The organism is Pseudoxanthomonas sp. PXM02 (assembly GCF_014851805.1).
GTDB lineage: Bacteria > Pseudomonadota > Gammaproteobacteria > Xanthomonadales > Xanthomonadaceae > Pseudoxanthomonas_A.
In genome coordinates, this window is sequence record NZ_JACVAK010000001.1 from 1,334,044 (window position 1) to 1,353,897 (window position 19,854).

The window sequence follows — 19,854 nt, forward strand, 5'->3', positions numbered from 1 at the left end:
GGAGCGGTAACCGAGGCCGGCGAAGGGAGTGGAACTGCGCAAACCGGGGGGCCAGAATCGGGCCATGTGCCTTGTCGCCCTCGCCTGGAAAGTCCACCCACGCTGGCGGCTTGTGCTGGCCGGCAACCGGGATGAATTCCACGGCCGCCCCACCGCACCGCTAGCCCACTGGGCAGGGTCACCGGACCTGATGGCGGGCCAGGACCTGCAATCCGGCGGAACCTGGGCCGGCGTGAACGCCGGCGGCCGGATGGCGGTGGTGACCAACGTGCGCGACCCGGCGATCCAGATACCGGGCGCGCCCTCCCGCGGCCAGCTGGCGGCGGGGTTTCTGGAATCGGCCGACAGCGCGGATCACCGCGCGACCGGACTGCTGGTGGCAGCCGAAGTTTTTGCTCCCTTCAACCTGCTGTTGGCCGACGAGGCGGACTGCGAGTACGTCAGCAACTACCCCACGCCCCGGCGCACCACGCTGGCGCCAGGGCTGCACGGCCTCTCCAATGGCGACCTGGACGAGCCCTGGCCGAAGACGGTGGCGCTCAAGCAACGGCTGGCGGCGTGGCTGGCGACGGAAGAGGACGATGTGTCGGCGCTCTGGCAGGCGCTGGCGGACGAGGCACAGGCGCCCGACGACCGCCTGCCCGACACGGGCGTGGGCCTTGAGCTGGAACGCATGCTGTCCCCCGCCTTCATCCGCGGCGACCGCTACGGCACGCGCGCCAGCACCCTGATCGCGATCGACCATGCGGGGCATGGCTGGATCAGTGAACGGAGATTCGGGCCGGGAGGCGTGCCTGAGGGGGAAACGACGTTGCGGATCGGACCCGGCGAGTAGTCAGCCGCCGATACACAGAGGGTCTGCGGTCGCGACTTACGTCGCTCCTACAGGGGCGCCATGCTATCCGGCGCTCTTTTGAGCCCCCTGAGTCAGGGGGCGGCGAGCGCTTAGCGCGAGCGGGGGTATGGAGGCCAATGGCCTGGGGCCCAAGGTTTGCGCCGCAAACCTTGGGGCTTTTCAAAGCGCCGGTGGCGCTTTGAAAAGCGGCGGAGCCGGCCGGTAAGCCGGGTTCTGTCGTGGACAGTCATTCCTCTAGGCGCAACGTCACCGTTACGCTCAAGCAACCTACCCGGAGACACTGCGGGCCGCAGCATAGCCTCCCTATTTGGTCTTGCTCCCGGTGGGGTTTGCCGTGCCGGTCCGTTACCGGACTCGCGGTGCGCTCTTACCGCACCATTTCACCCTTGCCACGCATTCCGAAGAACCGTTCGGCGGTATCTTTCTGTTGCACTTTCCGTCGGCTCGCGCCGCCCAGGCGTTACCTGGCACCGTGCCCTGTGGAGCCCGGACTTTCCTCGGCATTGTTTCCAATGACGCGACTGTCTGGCCGGCTCCGCCGACGCGCATTGTCTCATGCCGGGCAGGGCTGCGTTACCGCGACAGCTCCCGCGCCCGTTGCCAGCAGCCCACGAGAATGGGCCGGGCCAGCAACGCCAGCATCAACCACGCCACGATGAACGCCACCAGCATCCACGCGGACGGATGCGTCGGCAGCATCGGCAGTAGACCCAGCGGTCCGACCGTCACCACCATCGCAATGGCCGATGCCAGCAGATACAGGGGTGCCGCTTGGAAAATCACACGGTTCCACCTCGACGTGTCCCTCACTGGAGCGTCGGGGCCGGAGGCTGCCGGCGGCCGATAGGGATTGCCTTCACTAGCTTCCATACAAGGCCTTTCTCGGCGCGCCGGTGATCTCCGCCGCCAGCTTGGCGGCAGCCGACGGAGGAAGGTGCTCGTTGAGCAGCGCGTAGACGCGTCGGCCCTCGACCAGGCGCGCGTCCATGTCGTCGCCGGCGCCCTGCACCATCACCACGAACTCGCCCTTGCGCTGGTTGTCGTCCGCTTCGACCTGCGCCAGCAGGTTGGCCAGCGAGCCATCGAGGACGGTTTCGAACAGCTTGGTCAGCTCGCGTGCCAGCACCGCCGGACGGTCATCACCGAAGGCTGCCCGCATGTCGGCCAGCGACTCGGCGATGCGGTGGGAGGATTCGTAGAACACCAGCGTGCGCGTCTCGCCGGCCAAGCGCTGCAGCGTTTCGCGCCGTGCCGACGCTTTGGCCGGCAGGAAGCCCTCGAAGGTGAACCGGTCGCTGGGCAGCCCTGCCACACTGAGCGCCGCGATGGCCGCGCACGCACCAGGCAGCGGACTGACCTTGATGCCGGCCGCACGCGCTGCGCGCACCAGGCGGAAACCGGGATCGCTGACCAGCGGCGTGCCGGCATCGCTCACCAGGGCCAGCGACTCGCCGGCCAGCAGCCGTTCGACCACGCGCTGCGACAGCGCGTCCTCGTTGTGCTCGTGCAGGGCCAACAACGGCGTGGACACGCCGAAGTGCGACATCAGCTGGCCACTGCGGCGGGTGTCCTCCGCACAGATCGCCGCCACGCTCCGCAGGGTCTCCAGCGCACGCGGCGTCAGGTCGCCCAGGTTGCCGATCGGGGTGGCGACGATGAACAGGGTTCCTGCGGGCATTCCGGTGGGGCTCGATGGCTGGGGGTAGAATCGTAGCCGGTTCCCCTGCCTGAACACCGACGATGCCCTTGGACCTGCCTGTCGTACGCACGCTTTCTGCACGCATCCGTCCCGCCCGGACCTTGGTGGCCCTGCTGCTGGTCGCCGTCCTGGCCAGCTGCGCGACAACCCCGGGCGCAGGTCCCACCACCTCGGCGGCGCGTTTTGCGCCGGCGTTCGCCAGCGCCGCGACGTTGGCCCGCCAGGATGCCGCCCTCACCGATCAGGCACGCATCGACAACGCGCGCGAGATCGACCGCCTGCTGGCCACGCTGGACGACGCCACCCTGACCCGCGACGCCGCCGCCCTACCGTCGGGCGATCCGCTGTACAACTTCGCAGGCCGCGCCCTGCAGCGCCGCGGCCTGCCGCTGCCGCGCCCGTTCGACCGCGGCACGCAATGGCGCTTCGACACCGCCAACCGTCCGCCGGCCGAGTCCGACGGCTACCGCCCGCCAGTGAAGCTCGCCGTGCTGCTGCCGCTGTCGGGCAACCTCGCCACCGCCGCCGCACCCGTGCGCGACGGCCTGCTGGCCGGCTATTACGGTGAACGCCGCCGCCGTCCCGACATCCAGTTCTACGACACCACCGGCACCGCCGCCGGCGCGACCGCCGCCTACGCGCGCGCCACCACCGAAGGCGCCGACTTCGTCGTCGGCCCGCTCGGCCGCGACGAGGTCAGCGCGCTGTTCCAGCAACCGCAGCTCGCTACCCCCCTGCTGGTGCTGAACCGCGGCACCGTGGCCGTGCCCGACGGCAACGCCGGCTTCTCGCTGGCGCCGGAAGATGATGGCCTGGCCGCGGCGGAATACCTGTTCGCCCGCGAACGCCGCGCTGCACTGGTCATCGAAGGCAGCGACGACAACGGTCGACGCGCCTCGCAGGCGTTCGCCGAGCGGTTCGCCGAACGTGGCGGCAAGGTCACGCGGGTGATCCGCGTGCAGGACGCCCCCGGCGATCTCGCAGCCGTGCTCGCGAGCGCTGCTCAGGAAGGTGCCGATGCCGTGTTCCTGGCCGTACGTGGCGGCACCGCGCGCGCACTGACGCCGCAGCTGGCGCTGGCTGGCCTGGGCGGCAAGACACGCGTGGGCACCTCGCAGCTCACTTCGGGCACCGGCAAGCCGGAAGAAGACATGGCGCTGGACGGCATCGCCTTCCCGACCGAAGCCTGGACATCGCGGGGCGTGCCGGCCCTGCCCGCCGCCAGCGTCACCGGCGAGCGCGTGCCGACGGCGCGCGGCCCTGCGGCCCGCCTGTTCGCGTTCGGCTACGACGCCTGGTTGCTGACCGCCTATCTTGAGAAGCTGGCCACCGGCGCGAACGCCGAATTGCGTGGCGCCACCGGGCGCCTGCAACTGGACGGCTTCGGCAACGTGGTTCGCACGCCCTCGTGGTCGACCTTCACCGGCGGCCGTCCTGCCCCGATCGCGGATGGCGGTTGACCGGCGCGCCCGCGGGCACGCCATCGAAGTCGCCGCACGCGATCTGCTGCGGCGCGAAGGGCTGACCGAACTCGCCACCAACGCGAACTATCGTGGCGGCGAACTGGATCTGGTGATGCGCGACGCCACCCGACCGGGCACGCCGTCGGTGGTGTTCGTCGAAGTACGCTATCGGCAGTCGCAGGCCTTCGGTGGCGGCGCGGCGTCGATCGATGCCGGCAAGCGCCGCCGCCTGGTCCATGCGGCGCAGCGCTTCCTGCAGGATCACCCTGCCCTCGCCGACGCGCCGTGCCGGTTCGACGTGATCGATGCGCAGGGCGATCCCGCTTCGCCGCGGCTCGAATGGATCCGCGACGCGTTCCGCGCGGACGAGGTCTGACCGCTACAAGCCGGCCGACAGCAGCAGCTCGCGCGCGAGTCCGTCTCCCTTCCTGCGCACCGACGAGGGGACTCCTGCACGCAGGGTGCTCGCCAGCGCGGCGGCAGCGGAGCGCAATTCGGGCACGGCCGTGATTTCCCACAAGCGCCCACGCAGCAGTGGCCCCAGGCAGTAGAGCCCGCGTACCGTTGTGCCGTGGCGGTCGCGCACCTGCAGGTCGTCACCCACCTCCACGCCCAGGCCATGCGGATCGGGCGTTAGCAGGCCCGCGTCCACCAAGTGCGATACCAGCGGATGCGTGGTGCGCACGATGTCGGTGTCCAGTCCGGTGGCGCGGATCACGTAGTCGTATTGCGACACGTCCGCGTGTTCCTGCCCGCGGCCCTGCAGCAGCACTTCGGCCCCGTGTGCGCGCAGGCCGGCACGCAGCAGCCGTGCGGCGCGAACGCGCAGCTGTCCGCTCGCCTGCAGGGTGTCGAGTACCTCGGCCACGCGCGGCGCGATGCGGTGCCGCGCCACTTCCCAGTGCGAGCGCAGATGACGCAGGAAGCGCGCACGCTGCGTGTCCGGCAGACTGCGCCAGAACGCCTGCGTGTGCGGGCGCAGGCCATCGACCACACTGCGCCAGTCGGGCGCCACATGTACCAGCGAGCGTACCGCCGCGAGCAACGCGCGTACGTCGCGTCCCCCGAGCGCCTGGCGCACGCTGGGCGGCAGTTCGATCACCGGACCGGGCACGTCTGCATGCGCACGCGGCAGCAGTCCGTGACGCGAGATCGCGGTCAGCTCGCCGCGATGTCCACGCGCGGCGAGTGTCGATACCACGTCCGCCATGGTCAGTCCGGTGCCGACGATCAGCACGCGGGCGTCGGCTTCGATGCGCTCTAGTGCGTCGTCCTGCCAGGGCCACCCGATGTAGCGCTGGCTTTGCGCGAGTCGCGGCCCGATGCCGGCCAGCCGTTGCGGCGGCAGCGCACCCAGGGCCAGCACCACGCGGTCGCTGGCGAAATAACCACCATCATCGAGGTGCACGCGATATCCCTCGCCCACGCGACTGATCGCGATGGCCTCCTGCCGCACCAGCGACAGGTTGCCCGCAACTTCGTGCGCTTCACGCAGACGCTCTGCGAGATAGTCGCCGTAAGCGACACGCGGCAGGAATTCGTCACGGCCCCGCGGCCCAAGGCTGAGCCACGCGGCGAAATCACCCGGCGCATCCGGATGCACGCCGAGATGACCGGCACGCACGTTGAGCAGGTGTTCCGGACGCGCCTGCCCGTAAGCCACGCCACGCGCGAACGTCTCGCCGACGCCGACCAGGCAGATGTCGGGCGCACCGTCTTCGGTCGATGCCAGCTGGCTGGCCAGTACGCTGCCGCTGAAACCTGCTCCCACGATGGTGATGCGCATGTGTGTCCTCCGGTCGAATGGGCCGGGCGATTTCTAGCAGCCACTGTTCGCGCGGTTGTAAGGAATCGGTTAGCGCGGCACGACCTTTCGTCGTCACGCGTGCGTGTCGAACGCGAAGACATTGATTTACCGGCGCTGACACGCCCGCGCGCACCGACATGGCGAACCGCCATGTGCACATGCCGCCGCAGCATCAGTGCAGGACAGCGCGCACGCGATCCGTACAATGCCGGCATGGATGGAACACTGCCCCCTGCGCTGCACGATGCGATGTCGGCCCGACTCGGCGATGGCTGGCTGACCGGCGAGGCCTGCCGCCCTTTCGGCGGCGACGATTCACGACGCTGGGCGATGCCGACGGCCGTCGCATTGCCGAGCACGCAGGACGATGTCGTCGCGCTGGTGCGCGCCTGCCGTGAACACCGCATGCCGATCATCGCGCGCGGTGCCGGCACGGCCACGACCGGTGCCGCGGTACCCACGCAAGGTGGTGTGGTGGTGTCGTTCGCGCGCATGAACCGTATCGTCGACGTGCGCGCTGCCGATCGCTGCGTGGTGGTGGGACCGGGCGTGCTCAATGGCGAGCTTCAGCACGCGCTCGCGCCGCACGGCCTGTTCTGGCCGCCGGATCCGTCCAGCGCCGACCTTTGCAGTGTCGGCGGCAATCTCGCGACCAATGCCGGCGGTCCACGCGCGGTGAAGTACGGCACCGCGCGCGACAACGTGCTGGGCCTGGTGGCCGTGACCGGCGCGGGTGAGTTGATCCGCTGCGGCGGTGCCTACACCAAGGATGCGACCGGCTACGACCTCACCCACCTGGTGGTCGGCAGCGAAGGGACACTCGCGATCATCGTCGAAGCGACGCTGAAACTCGCGCCGCGACCGCGCGCGCAGGCAGGCCTGCGCGTGCTGTACCGCGATGCCGCGACCGCCGCCGCCGCGGTGTCGCGCATCATGGCGCGACCGGCGACGCCGGCGATGCTGGAGTTCATGGACCGCAGCGCCATCGCGCTGATCCGCCGCAACGGCAGCGACGTGCCGGACGCGGGCGCGATGCTGCTGGTCGAAGCCGATGGCGACGACGACACGCTGCCCTACGCGTTGCAGGCGCTGGCCGACGCGGCGGAAGGCGACGGCATGATCGCGCTCGACGTCGCCGCCGACGGCAGCGCGCGCGATCGCCTGTGGGCGGCGCGGCGGGCATTGTCGCCCGCACTGCGCACGATCAAGCCCGGCAAGATCAACGAGGACGTCGTGGTGCCGGTATCGCGCATCCCGGATCTGGTCGCAGCGATGGAAGCCCTGTCCGTCAATGCGGCGCTGCCGATCGTGGTGTTCGGCCACGCCGGCAACGGCAACCTGCACGTCAACATCATGTACGACGATGCCGATGCCGCCGAGACGGAACGCGCGTATGCGGCATTGCCCACGGTGTTCGCCACCGTGCTCGCGTTGGGCGGCACGCTGTCCGGTGAACACGGCATCGGCCTGAGCAAGCGCGCCTACATGTCCGACGCGTTCTCGCCGGCGACGCTGGCAGCGATGCGCGCCATAAAGACGGCCCTCGACCCGGACGGCATCCTCAATCCGGGCAAGGTGCTGCCGCCCTGACGGCGCGGACGTCGATCAGCGCAGCGGTACGCGCAACCGCGACGGCGCGGCGGCCGGCGACGAGAACGTCACCGTCCCACCCAGACCCACTGCCTCCGTGTAGCGCGGATCGTGCGTGTCGACCACCAGCACCAAGCGATGGCCAGCCGGTACACGCGCGGCATTCGCTTCCAGGGTCATGTCGATCGTGCGCGCCTGGCCGGCGGTGACGTCGCGCAGGCTGTAAGGCTTGTGGGTGATCAGCGTGCCGATGCCCCACGCGTCCATGCTGTAGAGATAGGCGAACAGGGTGACGTTGCGCTGGCTGGGCGTCACCGTCACGCGCAGCGTCGGCGATCCGGCCAGCGTGCGCTCGCCCGCTATCGCCGGCCCCACCCACACGCCGGCACCGGCGCGATTCACCAGCGGCACCGAGGCCGTCGTGGGTGCGCCCAGGCCCTGCAGCAATCCGCTCAACAGCACCACGCCGGAATCGGCGACGGTCGGCACGCCGGTGGCAATGCGATGGCTCCAGCCGGTCGACGCGCCACTCACCAGTGCGCCGGTGGGCGCGAGCCAGCCCGTCGGTGCAGCCAATCCGTATTCGGTCGGCGTTGCCTGCACCGCATTCCAGTCCGCATACGACAGCCAGCGGCCTTCGCGCGTGGACAAGCGCACCGGCGCTTCACCTTCCACGCCATTGACCCGTCCCTTCAGATACCGGTCGAACCAGCGCGTCGTCGCGTCGTAGACCTGGTTCGGCAGGCCCAGCGCGCCCGGCAGCTCCGCGGTCGCGTGATCGCCCTGGCTGAAGATCAACTGCTTCGGTCCACGAAGGCGGTTGTAGAAGTCCACGTACTGGTTCGGCGGGAACAGGCCGTCGTTGAACGCGTTCGCCAGCAGCACCGCGGTGCCCTGCCGGTTCAGCGCGTCGACTTCGTGCACCACGCCGCGACTGGACGCCTGCGGCAGGAAGCCTTGCACCGCGCCATCGAAATCGCCGAGCACGGCGCGCGTGGTGATGCGTGCGAGATCCGGTCCCGGGCGACCCGTCGCCACGCCCGCGGCGACCAGCAGGGTGACGCCCTGCTCGGAGACGGTCTGGTTCGCGTACAGCGAGGCTTCCAGGTCCGCCCAGCCGCTCAGCGCGGCCACCGCACGGATGCGTGGATCGCGTGCCGCGGCCAGCAGGCTGGTGCCCGCACCGTAGGAAATACCTGACGCGCCGATCGCGCTCGGGTTGGACGGCGTGTTGGCGAGCGCCCAGTCGATGACCGCGCTGACGTCCTCGACCGTCGCCGGTCCGGCGATATCGATCTGCCCGGCGGAATCCCAGAAGCCGCGCGAGGTGTAGCTGACGACGACGTAGCCGTTCGAGGCGAGCTGGCTGGCGCGGCCGACGTACTCCAGGTTAGGCAGCGCCCAGCTGGCCGGCATGACGATCAGCGGGAACGGGCCGTTGCCCTGCCCCTGCGGTACCAGCACCAGCGCACCGAGCTGTGTGCCGTCCCAACTGCGGATGCGTTCGTAGGTCTTGCTGTAGCCGGCGGCGAGGGCCGCCGAAGAGAACACCAGCAACACGACGGCCAGCAGGCCGCGCCAGACGGATCGGTTCATGCAGAGGTTCCTCACAGGCGAGGCCAGGCGGGAGGGCCTGGCTGGAAAGCGATGCGATGGAACCCGTCGGGGGGGAACGAGCCATGCGACCATACCATCAGGTATGGGATGGGCCACGCTGCGGTGCAGCGCTGACCGTATGGACTCAGCCGAAGTGGTCGTAACCCGTGCGTGGCGGCTGCCAGACGGCTCCGGCGGCATCGACCGCCACCACGCCGCTGCCGGCGGTGATGCGGCCGATGCGGGTGACGCGCAGATCCAGCCGGGAAGCAAGCGACGCGATGCGCTCGCGGTGCGATGCATCGGCCGTGAAACAGAGCTCGTAATCGTCGCCACCCGCGGCCTGCAGCGCAGGGCGCGCAACGTCGTCGAACGCGTCCATCAGTGCTTCCGACGCGGGCAAGGACGGGATGTCGATCCGTGCGCCTACGTCGCTGCGGGCACAGATATGGCCAAGATCGGCGAGCAGGCCGTCGGACACATCCACGCAGGCGCTTGCCAGCGCTGCCAGCGCTCGCCCCGCATGCACGCGCGGCGTGGGGCGGTCCAGGCGACGGCGCAGCGGATGCGCGGGTTCACGATCCAGCAGTACGAGCGCACCGGCGGCATCGCCCAGCGTGCCGGTCACCCAGACATCGTCGCCTGCCTGCGCGCCATCACGACGCAGCGCGCTGCCGGCATCCACGAAGCCCATGGCCGTCACCGACAGCGACAAGGGACCGCGTGTCGTATCACCGCCCACCAGTGCGATGCCGTGTTCGCCGGCCAGCGCGAGGAAACCATCGAGGAACGCGTCCATCCATGCCGTATCGGACTGCGGCAACGACAGCGACAGCGTGCACCAGGCGGGTTCGGCGCCCATCGCGGCGAGATCGGAGAGATTCACCGCCAGCGCCTTCCAGCCGATGTCGGCGGGCGCGGTACGGCGCGGGAAATGCACGCCCTCGTTGAGCGTGTCGGCGGTGACGGCCAGGTGCCGGCCCGGAGGCGGCGCCAGCAGGGCGGCGTCGTCGCCGATGCCGAGCACGATGTCGTCGCGCGTGCCCGCGCGAGCGCGGATGCGGGCGATCAGGTCGAATTCGCCGGTCGCCATGGCGTGGTCAGCCCCGCGTGCGCGCCAGGTCGATGGCGGCCTGGATCGCCGCGCGCGCCTGCGGGCTGTTCTTCCAGCAGGAAGAACCGGTCAGGCCGGCGGCACTGGCGACGATCTCCGACGGCTCCGCCGTGGCCAACTGCCGCAGCGACGCGATGCCCATCTGTTTGAGGCGCTGCACGACGGTGGGACCGACACCCTTCAGCGCAAGCAGCGCATCGCGTTCGTCGGCGGCAAAGCGCGTGTCGCCGGCCGCCATGTCAGCGGCGCGCCTGCGCCTCGGCCGGACGCCATTCGACGGCGGCGTGGTCGAGCACGCCGTTGATGTAGGTGTGGCCGTGTTCGGAACCGAACCGCTTGGCGGTTTCGATGGCCTCATTGAGCACCACGCGGTACGGCACGTCGAGGCGATGGATCAGTTCGTAGGCGGCGATGCGCAGCACCGCGCGCTCGATGGGATCGACTTCCTCCACCGTACGGTCGAGGAACGGCAGCAGCGCCTCGTCCAGCGAGGCGCGATGACGGACGACACCGCGCACCAGGTCTTCGAAATATTCGAGGTCGGCGATCTCGTGCGCCTGCTCGTGCGCGAACTGCGCGATGACCTGGCCGACTTCGCCACCCGACATCTGCCACGCGTAGACGGCCTGCAGCGCGCGGCGGCGCGCACGGGCGCGCGTGACCGGGTCGACGCCGTCCTTGCGGTGGGGATGATGATGTCGGCTCACGTCTGCTCCTGCGATTCTGTAGTTACGGCAACTGTTCCAGCAGCTGCGCCATCTCGATGGCGGCCAGCGCGGCTTCCTCGCCCTTGTTGCCATGGCTGCCGCCGGCGCGGGCCTCGGCATCCTCGATGCGTTCCACCGCCAGCACGCCGTTCATCACCGGCACGCCGGTGTCGAGCTGCACGCGCATCAGGCCTTCGGCGCAGCGGTCGGCGACGTGTTCGTAGTGGCGGGTATCGCCACGGATCACGCAGCCCAGCGCGATGATGGCGGCATGGTCGCCGCCCGCGGCGAGGCGCGCGGCGACCAGCGGGATTTCCCACGCGCCCGGCACCCGCACCACGTCGATCGCGTCCTCGCCCACGCCGTTGCCGGCCAGGCTCTGGCGCGCGCCGGCCACCAGCACATCGGTGATGCGCGGGTTCCAGCGGCTGGCGATGATCGCGAAGCGGGCGCCGTCGGGCGCGCGCAGATCGCCTTCGTAGTGGGACATGGCGGGTTCCTTGGGGGTGGGCAAGTCTACCAGCCGGGGCGACCGGCCGGTCTGCCGGCGGGGGTCAGGGCTGGACGTACTCGACCACGTCCAGGCCGAAGCCGGCCAGGCCGACCTGCCGGCGTGGCGTGCCCAGCACCCGCAGCTTGCCCAGGCCGAGGTCAGCCAGGATCTGGGCGCCGGCGCCGTTGCGGCGCCACTGGCCCACATCCTTCGCATTGGCCTGCACTTCCGGCTGCTTGCGCAGGCGCGCCAGCAGCGCGTCCGCGCTGCGCGGCTCGGACAGCACCACCATCACGCCCTGCCCCTCCGCCGCGATCGCACGCAGCGCATCGGTCGCATGCACGCCGAAGTCGTCGCGGCGCCAGTGCAGCAGGTCGCTCAGCGGGTTTTCCACCTGCACGCGCACCAGCGTCGGCGTCGCCTTGTCGGGCGTGCCGCGGACCAGCGCGAAGTGCAGATCGTGCGCGATGCGGTCGCGGTAGGTCACCAGTTGGAACGGACCGAACTCGGTCTCGATGTCGCGCGCATCGATCCGCTCGACGGTGTGTTCGGTCGCCAGCCGGTAGGCGATCAGGTCGGCGATCGAGCCCATCTTCAACCCGTGCTCGCGTGCGAAGACTTCCAGTTGCGGACGGCGCGCCATGCTGCCGTCGGGATTCAGCACTTCCACCAGCACGCCGGCCGGCTCCAGGCCCGCGAGCAGCGGCAGATCGCTCGCCGCTTCGGTGTGGCCCGCACGCGTCAGCACACCGCCGGGCTGCGCGATCAGCGGGAAGATGTGGCCCGGCTGGCTGAGGTCGCTCGGCTTCGCATCCGGCCGCACGGCGGTGCGCACGGTGTGTGCGCGGTCGTAGGCGGAAATGCCGGTGGTGACGCCCTCGGCCGCCTCGATGCTGACGGTGAAGTTGGTATGGAACTGCGCGGTGTTGGTCTGCACCATCGGTGCCAGTCCCAACTGCGCACAACGCTCGCGCGTCAGCGACAGGCAGACCAGGCCGCGCGCATGCGTGACCATGAAGTTGATGTCCGACGGTTTGACCAGCTCGGCGGCCATGATCAGGTCGCCTTCGTTCTCGCGGTCCTCGTCGTCGACGATGACGACCATGCGGCCGTTGCGGATCTCTTCCAGCAACTCGGGGATCGGGGCGAAGTTCATGCGCCGCTCCTTTCGCCCAGCAGGCGCTCGACATAGCGCGCCACCAGGTCGATCTCCAGGTTCACCGCATCGCCGACGGCGGTCTGCGCGAATGCGGTTTGCGAGACCGTGTGGGGAATCAGCGCGACCTCGAAGCCTTCGCCATCGACCTCGTTGACGGTCAGACTGACGCCGTCGACGCAGATCGAGCCCTTCTTCGCGATGTACTTCAGCAGCGGCGCCGGCGCGGCGAAGCGCCAGCGCTGCGCGCGTGCGTCGTCGTGCACCGACAGCACGCGACCGACACCATCGACGTGGCCGCTGACCAGATGGCCGCCCAGGCGATCGGTCGGGCGCATCGCGCGCTCAAGGTTCACCACCGCGCCCTCGGCCAACCCGCCGAGCGTGGTCAGCGACAGCGTTTCGGTGGACGCATCGGCCTGGAAGCTGGCGGCGTCGAACGCGATGACGGTCAGGCACACGCCATTCACCGCGATGCTCTCGCCCAACTGCACGGCGTCGAACGGCAGCGTGCCGGTGGCGACGGTCAGGCGGACGTCACCGCCCAGCGGTTGCAGCGCGGCGATACGGCCGACGCCTTCGATGATGCCGGTGAACATCAGCAGGCCTCCAGACGGAGGGCGGGGAAAGCACGGGGGTTCGTGGAAGGCATGGACGTCTCTCGCGACAGCAAAGCGGAGACGCCTCCGGGGCGCGAAGGCAGGCGCACGACGCCGCGCTGACGCGCGGTTCGGCGATGCCGTCTTCTTTCATCCGGACTATGACCGTCGGCTCCGGCATTGGACCGGATCTGCTGACCCTTCGGCGGGACCGAAGGCGCTCGCGGGCTTGTCGCTGAGCGACCTACCGCCGGTGGGGAGTTGCACCCCGCCCTGAAGACGTCGTTGGTGGTGTGCCGGCGGACCGGCCCGCGCAGTTTACACGCCGGGTCCGGCGACCGCTCTGAACGGAGCGTTCCGCGGGATCAGGCAGCCGGCTTCCGGCGCAGGTGCAGGATCAGCGGCCAGCGCATGGTGCGGGCCCGCTGCGGGTCGCCCCAGATCTCGGCCAGGGCCGGCGTATGGGCGTAGACCGGGTCCTCGCCCGTCGCCGCCCGGTAGCTGCCGGTGGCCGACAGGCTGCCGAAATAACCCAGCAACGTGGGCAGGTTCCATTCGGCGGTCAGCCACAGCCGCGGCGTCGGGATGGTCTCGAACGGCCACACGTAGTCGCCGTAGCCCATGTCCACGTCGGCGCGCTCGGGCGGCCAGTACGGGTCGATGTCGTCGCGGACCTTCTCGGCCACCTCGGCCAGATCGTCCTCGAAGATGATGTCCTGGTAGGTCCAGGCTGCCAGCACGCCCCCCGGGCGCAGTACGCGCTCGCAGGTGGCGAAGAAGCGGTAACGGTCGAACCAGTGCAGCGCCTGCGCCACGGCGACCAGATCGACGCTGCCATCGGCCAGCGCGGTGGTCTCGGCGGGTTCGACGGCCAGGCTGACGTTGGCGCCCGCTTTCCCGTTCGCCCAGTGGCGCTCGATCTGGGCGGCGCTGGGATCGGTGGCATGCACATGGGCGAAGCGCGCGGCCAGTCCGCGCGTGGCCTGGCCGCTGCCGCAGCCCGGCTCCCAGACCTGTGCACTCGCCGGCACGGCCGCCGCGATCACGTCGTACAGCGCATCCGGATAGGTCGGACGCGAGGCGAGGTAGACGTCGGCGACGCCGGAAAAATGATCCTTGAAGGCCACCATGGCGTGCGTTCAGCGGGCAGGTTGCAGCAGGAGGCGGTGATCTTCGCCAATCGCGCGGCTGTCCACAATCTCCAGCTTCATGCGGTCCGCCATCGCCTGGATGCCCAGGCCACCGAACAGCGGACGCGCCTGGTCGCCCAGCAGCACGGGCGCGACGTACAGCAGCACCTCGTCGGCCAGCCCCGCCGCCAGGAACGCGCCGGCCAAGGTGGCACCCGCTTCGGCATGCACTTCGTTGATGCCGCGCGTGGCCAGCAGTTCCAGCACCGCCTTCAGGTCGAAGTTGCTGCCCGTTGCCGGCGCCACCACGCGCTGCACATCGACATCGCGCGGCGGCTTGGCGTCGGCGGTGTGGACATACAGCGTCGGCGCCTCGCCCTGGCGTACGTTGCCGCGCGCAACGGTAGCGAGGCCCGGATCGAGCACCACGCGCAGTGGTGGCTCGAACGCGGTCTCGTCGCCGAAGCGCACCGTCAGCGACGGATCGTCGGCCAGCACCGTGCCGGCGCCGGTCAGGATGGCGCCCGCACGCGCACGCCAGCGCATCACGTCGCGTCGCGAGGCCTCGCCACTGATCCATTTGGAGTCGCCGTTCGCCATCGCGGTGCGGCCATCCAGGCTGGTCGCCAGCTTCACCCGCATCCATGGCCGACCGCGCTCGACACGCGAAAGGAATCCGCGATTCAGGCGACGCGCCTGCGCCTCCATCAGGCCGGCCTGCACGGCGATGCCGGCCGCACGCAACCGATCGAAGCCGGCCCCGTCGACCTGCGGGAACGGATCGCGCATCGCCGCAACCACACGCGCGACGCCGGCCGCGACCAGCGCGTCCGCGCATGGCCCGGTGCGGCCGGTATGCGCGCAAGGCTCCAGCGTGACGTACGCGGTCGCACCCTTCGCACGCTCGCCTGCCGCCTGCAGCGCGAACACCTCCGCATGCGGGCCGCCGGCCTTCTGGTGCCAGCCTTCGCCGACGACCTGCTCGCCCTGCACGATCACGCAACCCACCATCGGGTTCGGCCGCGTCGTGTACGCGCCACGCTCGGCCAGCCGCAGCGCGCGCGCCATGCACTGGTGGTCGAACGCGGAGAAGGCGGTGTCAGTCATGCATCGTCCACGCGGCATCGGAAGGGGCGCCAGTATGCGCCACGCGCTGCGCGGGCCGGATCGACATGATCACCACCGGCGTACCGTGCAGGGAGGTGCGCTCTTCCACCTGCCAGCCCAGCGACGCATAGAAGTCCTCGTGCCACAGCGTGAACAGCCGCAGCAACACCACGCCTTCGCGCGCCGCATGCGCGACCACGGCATCGACGAGCAATCGCCCGCTCCCACGGCCCCGCGCCTCGGGCAGCACGAACAGGCTGCCCAGCCACGGGCTGCCGCGATCCTGCAAGGCCGGCGCGTCCTCGATCAACAGGCTGACCGAGCCGAGCACGCGATCGTCGTCCACCAGCACCAATGTCGTCGGCAATGACGTGCGCGCAGCATGGTCGTGGAGTTCCGCGGTCGCAGCCTCAAGCGTCCAGTCGTCGTACAGCGGGGCCCACTCCGCATGATGCAGGCGCGCGAGCGGCTCGATGCACGCCGGGTGCTGCCCGATCGGCTCGATGCGCACGGCTCAGCGCTTCTTGTTCTTGTCCGCGTGCTTGTCGAACGGAACCACGTCGCCGCTCAACAGGGACAGCTGGCCCGCTCCGGCAGGCAGGTCGCGCTCCAGCTTCTCGATCTCGTCACGGAAGTCGGCGACGTCCTCGAAGCTGCGGTAGACCGAGGCGAAGCGCACGTAGCCCACGTGGTCGAGCTTGCGCAGTTCGTTCATGACGAATTCGCCGATCCTGCGCGACGCGATCTCGCGCTCGCCGCTCATGCGGATGGCATGGATGACGGCGCGCACGGCAGCCTCGATCTGCTCTTCCGACACCGGCCGCTTCTGCAGCGCGCGGTCGAAACCGGCACGCAGCTTCCGTGCATCGAAACCATCGCGCCGACCGTCACCCTTGATGACTGCCGGCAACTTGATCTCGATGTTCTCCAGCGTGGAGAACCGCTCCCCGCATGCCTCGCACTCGCGACGTCGGCGGATCGTCGCGCCGTCTTCGGAGACGCGCGAATCGATGACGCGGGTGTCGGTGTGCTGGCAGAAGGGGCAATGCATCGTCGTCGATCAGCCGTAGACGGGATACTTCCTGCACTGCGCAGTGACGTTGTCACGCACCTTCGCCAGTACGGCCTCGTCGCTGGGCGCGTCCAGGACGTCGCAGATCCAGTTGGCCAGATCGACGCAGTCCTGCTCGCCGTAGCCACGCGTGGTGACCGCTGGCGTACCGATGCGCAACCCGGACGTCACGAAAGGCTTGCGCGGATCGTTCGGCACGGAGTTCTTGTTGACGGTGATGTGCGCCTTGCCCAGCGCCTCTTCCGCGTCCTTGCCGCTGACGTCCTTGCCGATCATGTCGACCAGCATTAGGTGGTTCTCGGTGCCGCCGGACACGATCTTGTAGCCGCGCGCGATGATCGTCTTGGCCATCGCCTGCGCGTTCTTGACCACCTGCGCCTGGTACGTCTTGAACTCCGGCTCCAGCGCCTCCTTGAAGGCCACGGCCTTGGCCGCGATGACGTGCATCAGCGGACCGCCCTGGATGCCCGGGAAGACGATGCTCTGCAGTTTCTTCTCGATCTCCTCGCCCGCGCCCTTGGCGACGATGATGCCGCCGCGCGGCCCGCGCAGCGTCTTGTGGGTGGTCGAGGTGACCACGTGGGCGTGCGGCAGCGGGTTCGGGTAGACGCCGGCGGCGATCAGGCCGGCCACGTGCGCCATGTCGACGAACAGGTAGGCGCCAACCTTGTCGGCGATGGCGCGGAAGCGCGCCCAGTCGACAGCCTGCGAATACGCGGAGAAACCGGCCACGACCATCTTCGGCTTGTGTTCCAGCGCCAGCTTCTCGACTTCGTCGTAGTCGATCAGGCCCTGGTCGTTCACGCCGTACTGGACGGCATTGAAGATCTTGCCGGAGGCGTTGACCTTGGCACCGTGGGTCAGGTGGCCGCCGTGGGCCAGGCTCATGCCCAGGATGGTGTCGCCCGGGTTCAGCAGCGCGAAGTACACGGCCTGGTTGGCCTGCGAGCCGGAGTGCGGCTGCACGTTGGCGTAGTCGGCGCCGAACAGCTGCTTCACGCGGTCGATCGCCAGCTGCTCGGCGATGTCCACGTACTCGCAGCCGCCGTAGTACCGCTTGTGCGGGTAACCCTCGGCGTACTTGTTGGTCAGCACGCTGCCCTGGGCTTCCAGGACGCGGGGGCTGGCGTAGTTCTCGCTGGCGATCAGCTCGACGTGATCCTCCTGCCGGCGCGCCTCGTGGGCGATGGCCTGGGCCAGTTCGGGATCGTAGGATTCGATGCGGGCGTCGCGCGGGAACATTGGCACTCCGGAGGGTAGAAGGCGTCGGCAAATTGTACCGTTTCCCGCCAGTGGCCGGTTCCGGCCCCGGACCGCGAGCCTTGGGGAGTCAACTGCCCCAGCCGCCATGGGCGGAGGAATGGACCCGATGTGGAGAAGTCTTTCCCTGTGGCTTGTATTGGCCTTGTCCTGCCCGTTCCCCGCATGGGCCGGGACCCCCTCGATCCAGGTGAAGGTAGACCCCCGCATCGAGCTCGCGGCGATCATGTGCCGGCTGGCTGGGTTCGAGGAGTACCAGTCCCCCGGCATTCCGGCGTATGACCACGCGGTGGAAGCTCACTTCCGCCGCTATCAGCATCATCCCAGCGTCGAATTGCTGCGCAGGCTCCGCGAGCAACACGGCGCCGGCTACAGTGCGACGGTCAGCCTCACCCTGATGGCCCGGCCCGGCACTTGGAAAGCCCGCCTGCCACTTGGGCCGTGGGGGAAAAGCTCGCGGGAAGAGGTTTGGCTGGATCCCGAAAACGCCCGCCAATTCCTGAATGCCGCGGCCAGATTCGAGCGCGATACCGGGGCGCGCGCGTTCTTCGCCCAACACGGTTCGCTGTACAGACAAGTGGAAGCCAACATCCGCGCGGGCGCGGCAGAGCAACTGGATCTAGCCTGGTTCGAGCGGGAATTCGGCGCCCACCGCGACGCCATGTTCGTGCTGATTCCAGGGCTGCTCAATGGCCCTAACAGCTATGGGCCGCATGTAGAGCTTCCGGGCGGTGCTGTCGAGATCTATTCGGTGCTCGGCACCCCTTCCTTCCAGCCAGGCGAACCGCTCGAGTTTCCCGTGCAGCAGATGCTGGGCCTTTTGGTTCACGAGTTGGGCCACGCCTATCTGAACCCTTGGGTGGATCGTCATGCGCCGCAACTTCAGCAGGACGGCGAACGCCTTTACTCGGCCTTCTCCAGGCAAATGACCGAGCAAGCCTACGGAGACTGGCGGATCATGCTCTACGAAAGCCTCGTACGCGCCAACACGCTGCACTATTTCGCCGATCACGACTCGAAGAAGCCCTGGCGTGAAGCGTTGGCAGATGACCGCCAGAAAGGCTTCTGGTGGACAGAGTCTCTGGCCCAACACCTGGCACTGGACGACCAGGCGTCGCCACCGCGGTTCACTGCCTCGGAAGCCAGGGTCTTCGCCTTCTTCAGCGATTGGGCCGATGAGCCAGGGCTCCGCATCGCCAGCGTGCAGCGGCGGTTGGCCGCTGAAGAGCAGGAACGTCAAGGCAAAGGCCCGCAGATCCTGGAACTGGTTCCCGCCGCCGGCGCGATCGGTGTCGATCCAACCCTGAAGGCCATCGAGATCCATTTTGACCGGCCGATGGACGGAGGCATGGCGGTATTCGGCCACCATGTTCCGGATGTGTCCGGAGAACCCATATGGAACGCGGACACCAGCGTGCTGCGCATTCCCGTCAGCCTGCGCCCCGGGACCCTTTACGAGATGTCGCTCAACAACGAAGACGCCGCTGGCTTCAGAAGTGCGGCAGGCGAGCCCCTGTCGCCACGGACGTGGTCGTTCCAGACCCGCTGAGGCGCATTCGTTCCTGCAAAAGGAAAAGCGCGCCGGAGCGCGCTTTTCGGGGACATCGGGCCGGCTGGCTCAGTGGTGCAGCAGCAGGTCGGCAATGATGCCGGTGGCGATGGCGACCATCAGCATGTTGCCGCGGTCATCTCGGATCCAGTGATAGCCACGGGGCGGACGACGCAGGTGGTAGTAGCTGTAGTCGTTCACCACGTAGACCGGGCCCCGGTAGTAGTCATGGTAGCGCTGGCCACGGGCCCAGCGGTGGTAGCTCGGCGCGGGACGGTACACGACACGCGGCGGGGCGTAATAACGACGGTCGTCGTAGCGACGGTCGTATCGGCGGTCATCACGACGGCCGTCGTGGTAACCGTGGCGGTAGGCCTGGCGCTGGTCGCGATGGTCACGACGATCGTCCCGGCGGTCTTCGCGCCAGTCGCGGCGGTCGTCCCGACGATCATCGCGGCGGTCCTGGTGATGCGAGCGGCCCCGGTCGTTGCCGCGATCATGGTCGCGCGCCAGGACGGGGGCGGTGACGGCGAAGGCCAGGATGGCGCAGGCCATGCCCTGGAAAAGACGCTTGGTATTCATGGAAAGCCCTCTGTGTGGCACGTGAGTCCATCATGCCGATCACATCTGAACCGATTCCAGCTGGAAAACGGTTA

General features: G+C 69.0%; 20 protein-coding genes, 1 other RNA gene, 1 pseudogene and 1 riboswitch. Of the genes and pseudogenes, 5 read left to right on the forward strand and 17 right to left on the reverse strand.

Translation table 11 applies throughout. The annotated features are described in order from the left end of the window. Window positions 1-64 precede the first annotated feature (64 nt). Window positions 65-835 carry an NRDE family protein gene (locus IB225_RS06465; RefSeq protein ID WP_192310364.1) on the forward strand — a complete coding sequence of 257 codons (771 nt, stop codon included), beginning with the start codon at window positions 65-67 and terminating at the stop codon, window positions 833-835. A 207-nt stretch (window positions 836-1,042) separates the two neighbouring features. On the opposite strand, the gene rnpB is transcribed toward IB225_RS06465, so the two are convergent. From rnpB to rsmI, 3 genes are all read right to left on the reverse strand, one after another. Beyond that, window positions 1,043-1,393: RNase P RNA component class A (gene rnpB, locus IB225_RS06470), an RNA gene on the reverse strand. A 36-nt stretch (window positions 1,394-1,429) separates the two neighbouring features. Next, window positions 1,430-1,639, reverse strand: coding sequence for a hypothetical protein (locus IB225_RS06475; protein ID WP_192310365.1), 210 nt, complete (start codon window positions 1,637-1,639; stop codon window positions 1,430-1,432). A 76-nt stretch (window positions 1,640-1,715) separates the two neighbouring features. Next, window positions 1,716-2,534 carry a 16S rRNA (cytidine(1402)-2'-O)-methyltransferase gene (gene rsmI / locus IB225_RS06480; protein WP_192310366.1) on the reverse strand — a complete coding sequence of 273 codons (819 nt, stop codon included), beginning with the start codon at window positions 2,532-2,534 and terminating at the stop codon, window positions 1,716-1,718. Between the two features lie 215 nt (window positions 2,535-2,749). Here rsmI and IB225_RS06485 point away from each other — a divergent pair. Together IB225_RS06485 and IB225_RS06490 are read left to right on the forward strand one after the other, a co-directional pair. Further along, window positions 2,750-4,015: pseudogene (locus tag IB225_RS06485) on the forward strand (penicillin-binding protein activator); the annotation flags it as partial. Next, the gene (locus IB225_RS06490) at window positions 4,005-4,394 is read left to right on the forward strand and encodes a YraN family protein (RefSeq protein WP_192310368.1); all 390 of its coding nucleotides are present in this window, start codon (window positions 4,005-4,007) and stop codon (window positions 4,392-4,394) included. The pseudogene IB225_RS06485 and the gene IB225_RS06490, both read left to right, overlap by 11 nt. Before the next feature lie 3 nt (window positions 4,395-4,397). On the opposite strand, the gene IB225_RS06495 is transcribed toward IB225_RS06490, so the two are convergent. Then, window positions 4,398-5,804 carry an FAD/NAD(P)-binding protein gene (locus IB225_RS06495; protein ID WP_192310369.1) on the reverse strand — a complete coding sequence of 469 codons (1,407 nt, stop codon included), beginning with the start codon at window positions 5,802-5,804 and terminating at the stop codon, window positions 4,398-4,400. A gap of 234 nt (window positions 5,805-6,038) precedes the next feature. Here IB225_RS06495 and IB225_RS06500 point away from each other — a divergent pair, with 234 nt between their 5' ends. Further along, complete coding sequence (locus tag IB225_RS06500; protein WP_192310370.1) at window positions 6,039-7,415, forward strand: FAD-linked oxidase C-terminal domain-containing protein; 1,377 nt, start codon at window positions 6,039-6,041, stop codon at window positions 7,413-7,415. 15 nt (window positions 7,416-7,430) lie between these two features. Here the strand turns inward: IB225_RS06500 and IB225_RS06505 are convergent, their stop codons facing one another. The 12 genes from IB225_RS06505 to glyA form a co-directional block, all read right to left on the reverse strand. Next, window positions 7,431-9,011, reverse strand: a complete 1,581-nt coding sequence (locus tag IB225_RS06505; RefSeq protein ID WP_192310371.1) for a CocE/NonD family hydrolase — start codon at window positions 9,009-9,011, stop codon at window positions 7,431-7,433. 145 nt (window positions 9,012-9,156) lie between these two features. Further along, the gene (gene thiL / locus IB225_RS06510) at window positions 9,157-10,104 is read right to left on the reverse strand and encodes a thiamine-phosphate kinase (RefSeq protein ID WP_192310372.1); all 948 of its coding nucleotides are present in this window, start codon (window positions 10,102-10,104) and stop codon (window positions 9,157-9,159) included. Window positions 10,105-10,111: 7 nt separating this feature from the next. Beyond that, window positions 10,112-10,363 (reverse strand): helix-hairpin-helix domain-containing protein, encoded by a 252-nt coding sequence (locus tag IB225_RS06515; RefSeq protein WP_192310373.1) that lies wholly within the window; start codon window positions 10,361-10,363, stop codon window positions 10,112-10,114. 1 nt (window position 10,364) lies between these two features. Then, complete coding sequence (nusB, locus tag IB225_RS06520) at window positions 10,365-10,832, reverse strand: transcription antitermination factor NusB (protein WP_345776574.1); 468 nt, start codon at window positions 10,830-10,832, stop codon at window positions 10,365-10,367. Window positions 10,833-10,854: 22 nt separating this feature from the next. Further along, on the reverse strand, window positions 10,855-11,322 hold the full coding sequence (gene ribH / locus IB225_RS06525) for a 6,7-dimethyl-8-ribityllumazine synthase (RefSeq protein WP_192310375.1): 468 nt from the start codon (window positions 11,320-11,322) through the stop codon (window positions 10,855-10,857). Window positions 11,323-11,386: 64 nt separating this feature from the next. Beyond that, window positions 11,387-12,481 (reverse strand): 3,4-dihydroxy-2-butanone-4-phosphate synthase, encoded by a 1,095-nt coding sequence (ribB, locus tag IB225_RS06530; protein ID WP_192310376.1) that lies wholly within the window; start codon window positions 12,479-12,481, stop codon window positions 11,387-11,389. Then, window positions 12,478-13,080 carry a riboflavin synthase gene (locus tag IB225_RS06535; RefSeq protein WP_192310377.1) on the reverse strand — a complete coding sequence of 201 codons (603 nt, stop codon included), beginning with the start codon at window positions 13,078-13,080 and terminating at the stop codon, window positions 12,478-12,480. The genes ribB and IB225_RS06535 overlap by 4 nt, the downstream gene beginning before the upstream one ends. Window positions 13,081-13,218: 138 nt before the next feature. Continuing rightward, a riboswitch (FMN riboswitch) is annotated at window positions 13,219-13,365 on the reverse strand. Between the two features lie 80 nt (window positions 13,366-13,445). After that, window positions 13,446-14,210, reverse strand: a complete 765-nt coding sequence (locus tag IB225_RS06540) for a class I SAM-dependent methyltransferase (RefSeq protein WP_192310378.1) — start codon at window positions 14,208-14,210, stop codon at window positions 13,446-13,448. Between the two features lie 9 nt (window positions 14,211-14,219). Then, window positions 14,220-15,317, reverse strand: a complete 1,098-nt coding sequence (gene ribD, locus IB225_RS06545) for a bifunctional diaminohydroxyphosphoribosylaminopyrimidine deaminase/5-amino-6-(5-phosphoribosylamino)uracil reductase RibD (RefSeq protein WP_192310379.1) — start codon at window positions 15,315-15,317, stop codon at window positions 14,220-14,222. Continuing rightward, window positions 15,310-15,828: a GNAT family N-acetyltransferase gene (locus tag IB225_RS06550; RefSeq protein ID WP_192310380.1), complete on the reverse strand. Its 519-nt coding sequence runs from the start codon at window positions 15,826-15,828 to the stop codon at window positions 15,310-15,312. Before IB225_RS06550 ends, ribD begins: the two co-directional genes overlap by 8 nt. Before the next feature lie 3 nt (window positions 15,829-15,831). Then, a complete protein-coding gene (gene nrdR, locus IB225_RS06555) occupies window positions 15,832-16,368 on the reverse strand; it encodes a transcriptional regulator NrdR (RefSeq protein WP_192310381.1) in 537 nt (178 codons plus the stop codon). Window positions 16,369-16,377: 9 nt separating this feature from the next. Continuing rightward, window positions 16,378-17,631, reverse strand: a complete 1,254-nt coding sequence (gene glyA / locus IB225_RS06560; protein ID WP_192310382.1) for a serine hydroxymethyltransferase — start codon at window positions 17,629-17,631, stop codon at window positions 16,378-16,380. A 118-nt stretch (window positions 17,632-17,749) separates the two neighbouring features. Here glyA and IB225_RS06565 point away from each other — a divergent pair, with 118 nt between their 5' ends. After that, window positions 17,750-19,198 (forward strand): DUF4932 domain-containing protein, encoded by a 1,449-nt coding sequence (locus IB225_RS06565; protein WP_192310383.1) that lies wholly within the window; start codon window positions 17,750-17,752, stop codon window positions 19,196-19,198. 69 nt (window positions 19,199-19,267) lie between these two features. Here the strand turns inward: IB225_RS06565 and IB225_RS06570 are convergent, their stop codons facing one another. After that, on the reverse strand, window positions 19,268-19,780 hold the full coding sequence (locus IB225_RS06570; RefSeq protein WP_192310384.1) for an RcnB family protein: 513 nt from the start codon (window positions 19,778-19,780) through the stop codon (window positions 19,268-19,270). Between the last annotated feature and the right edge of the window lie 74 nt (window positions 19,781-19,854).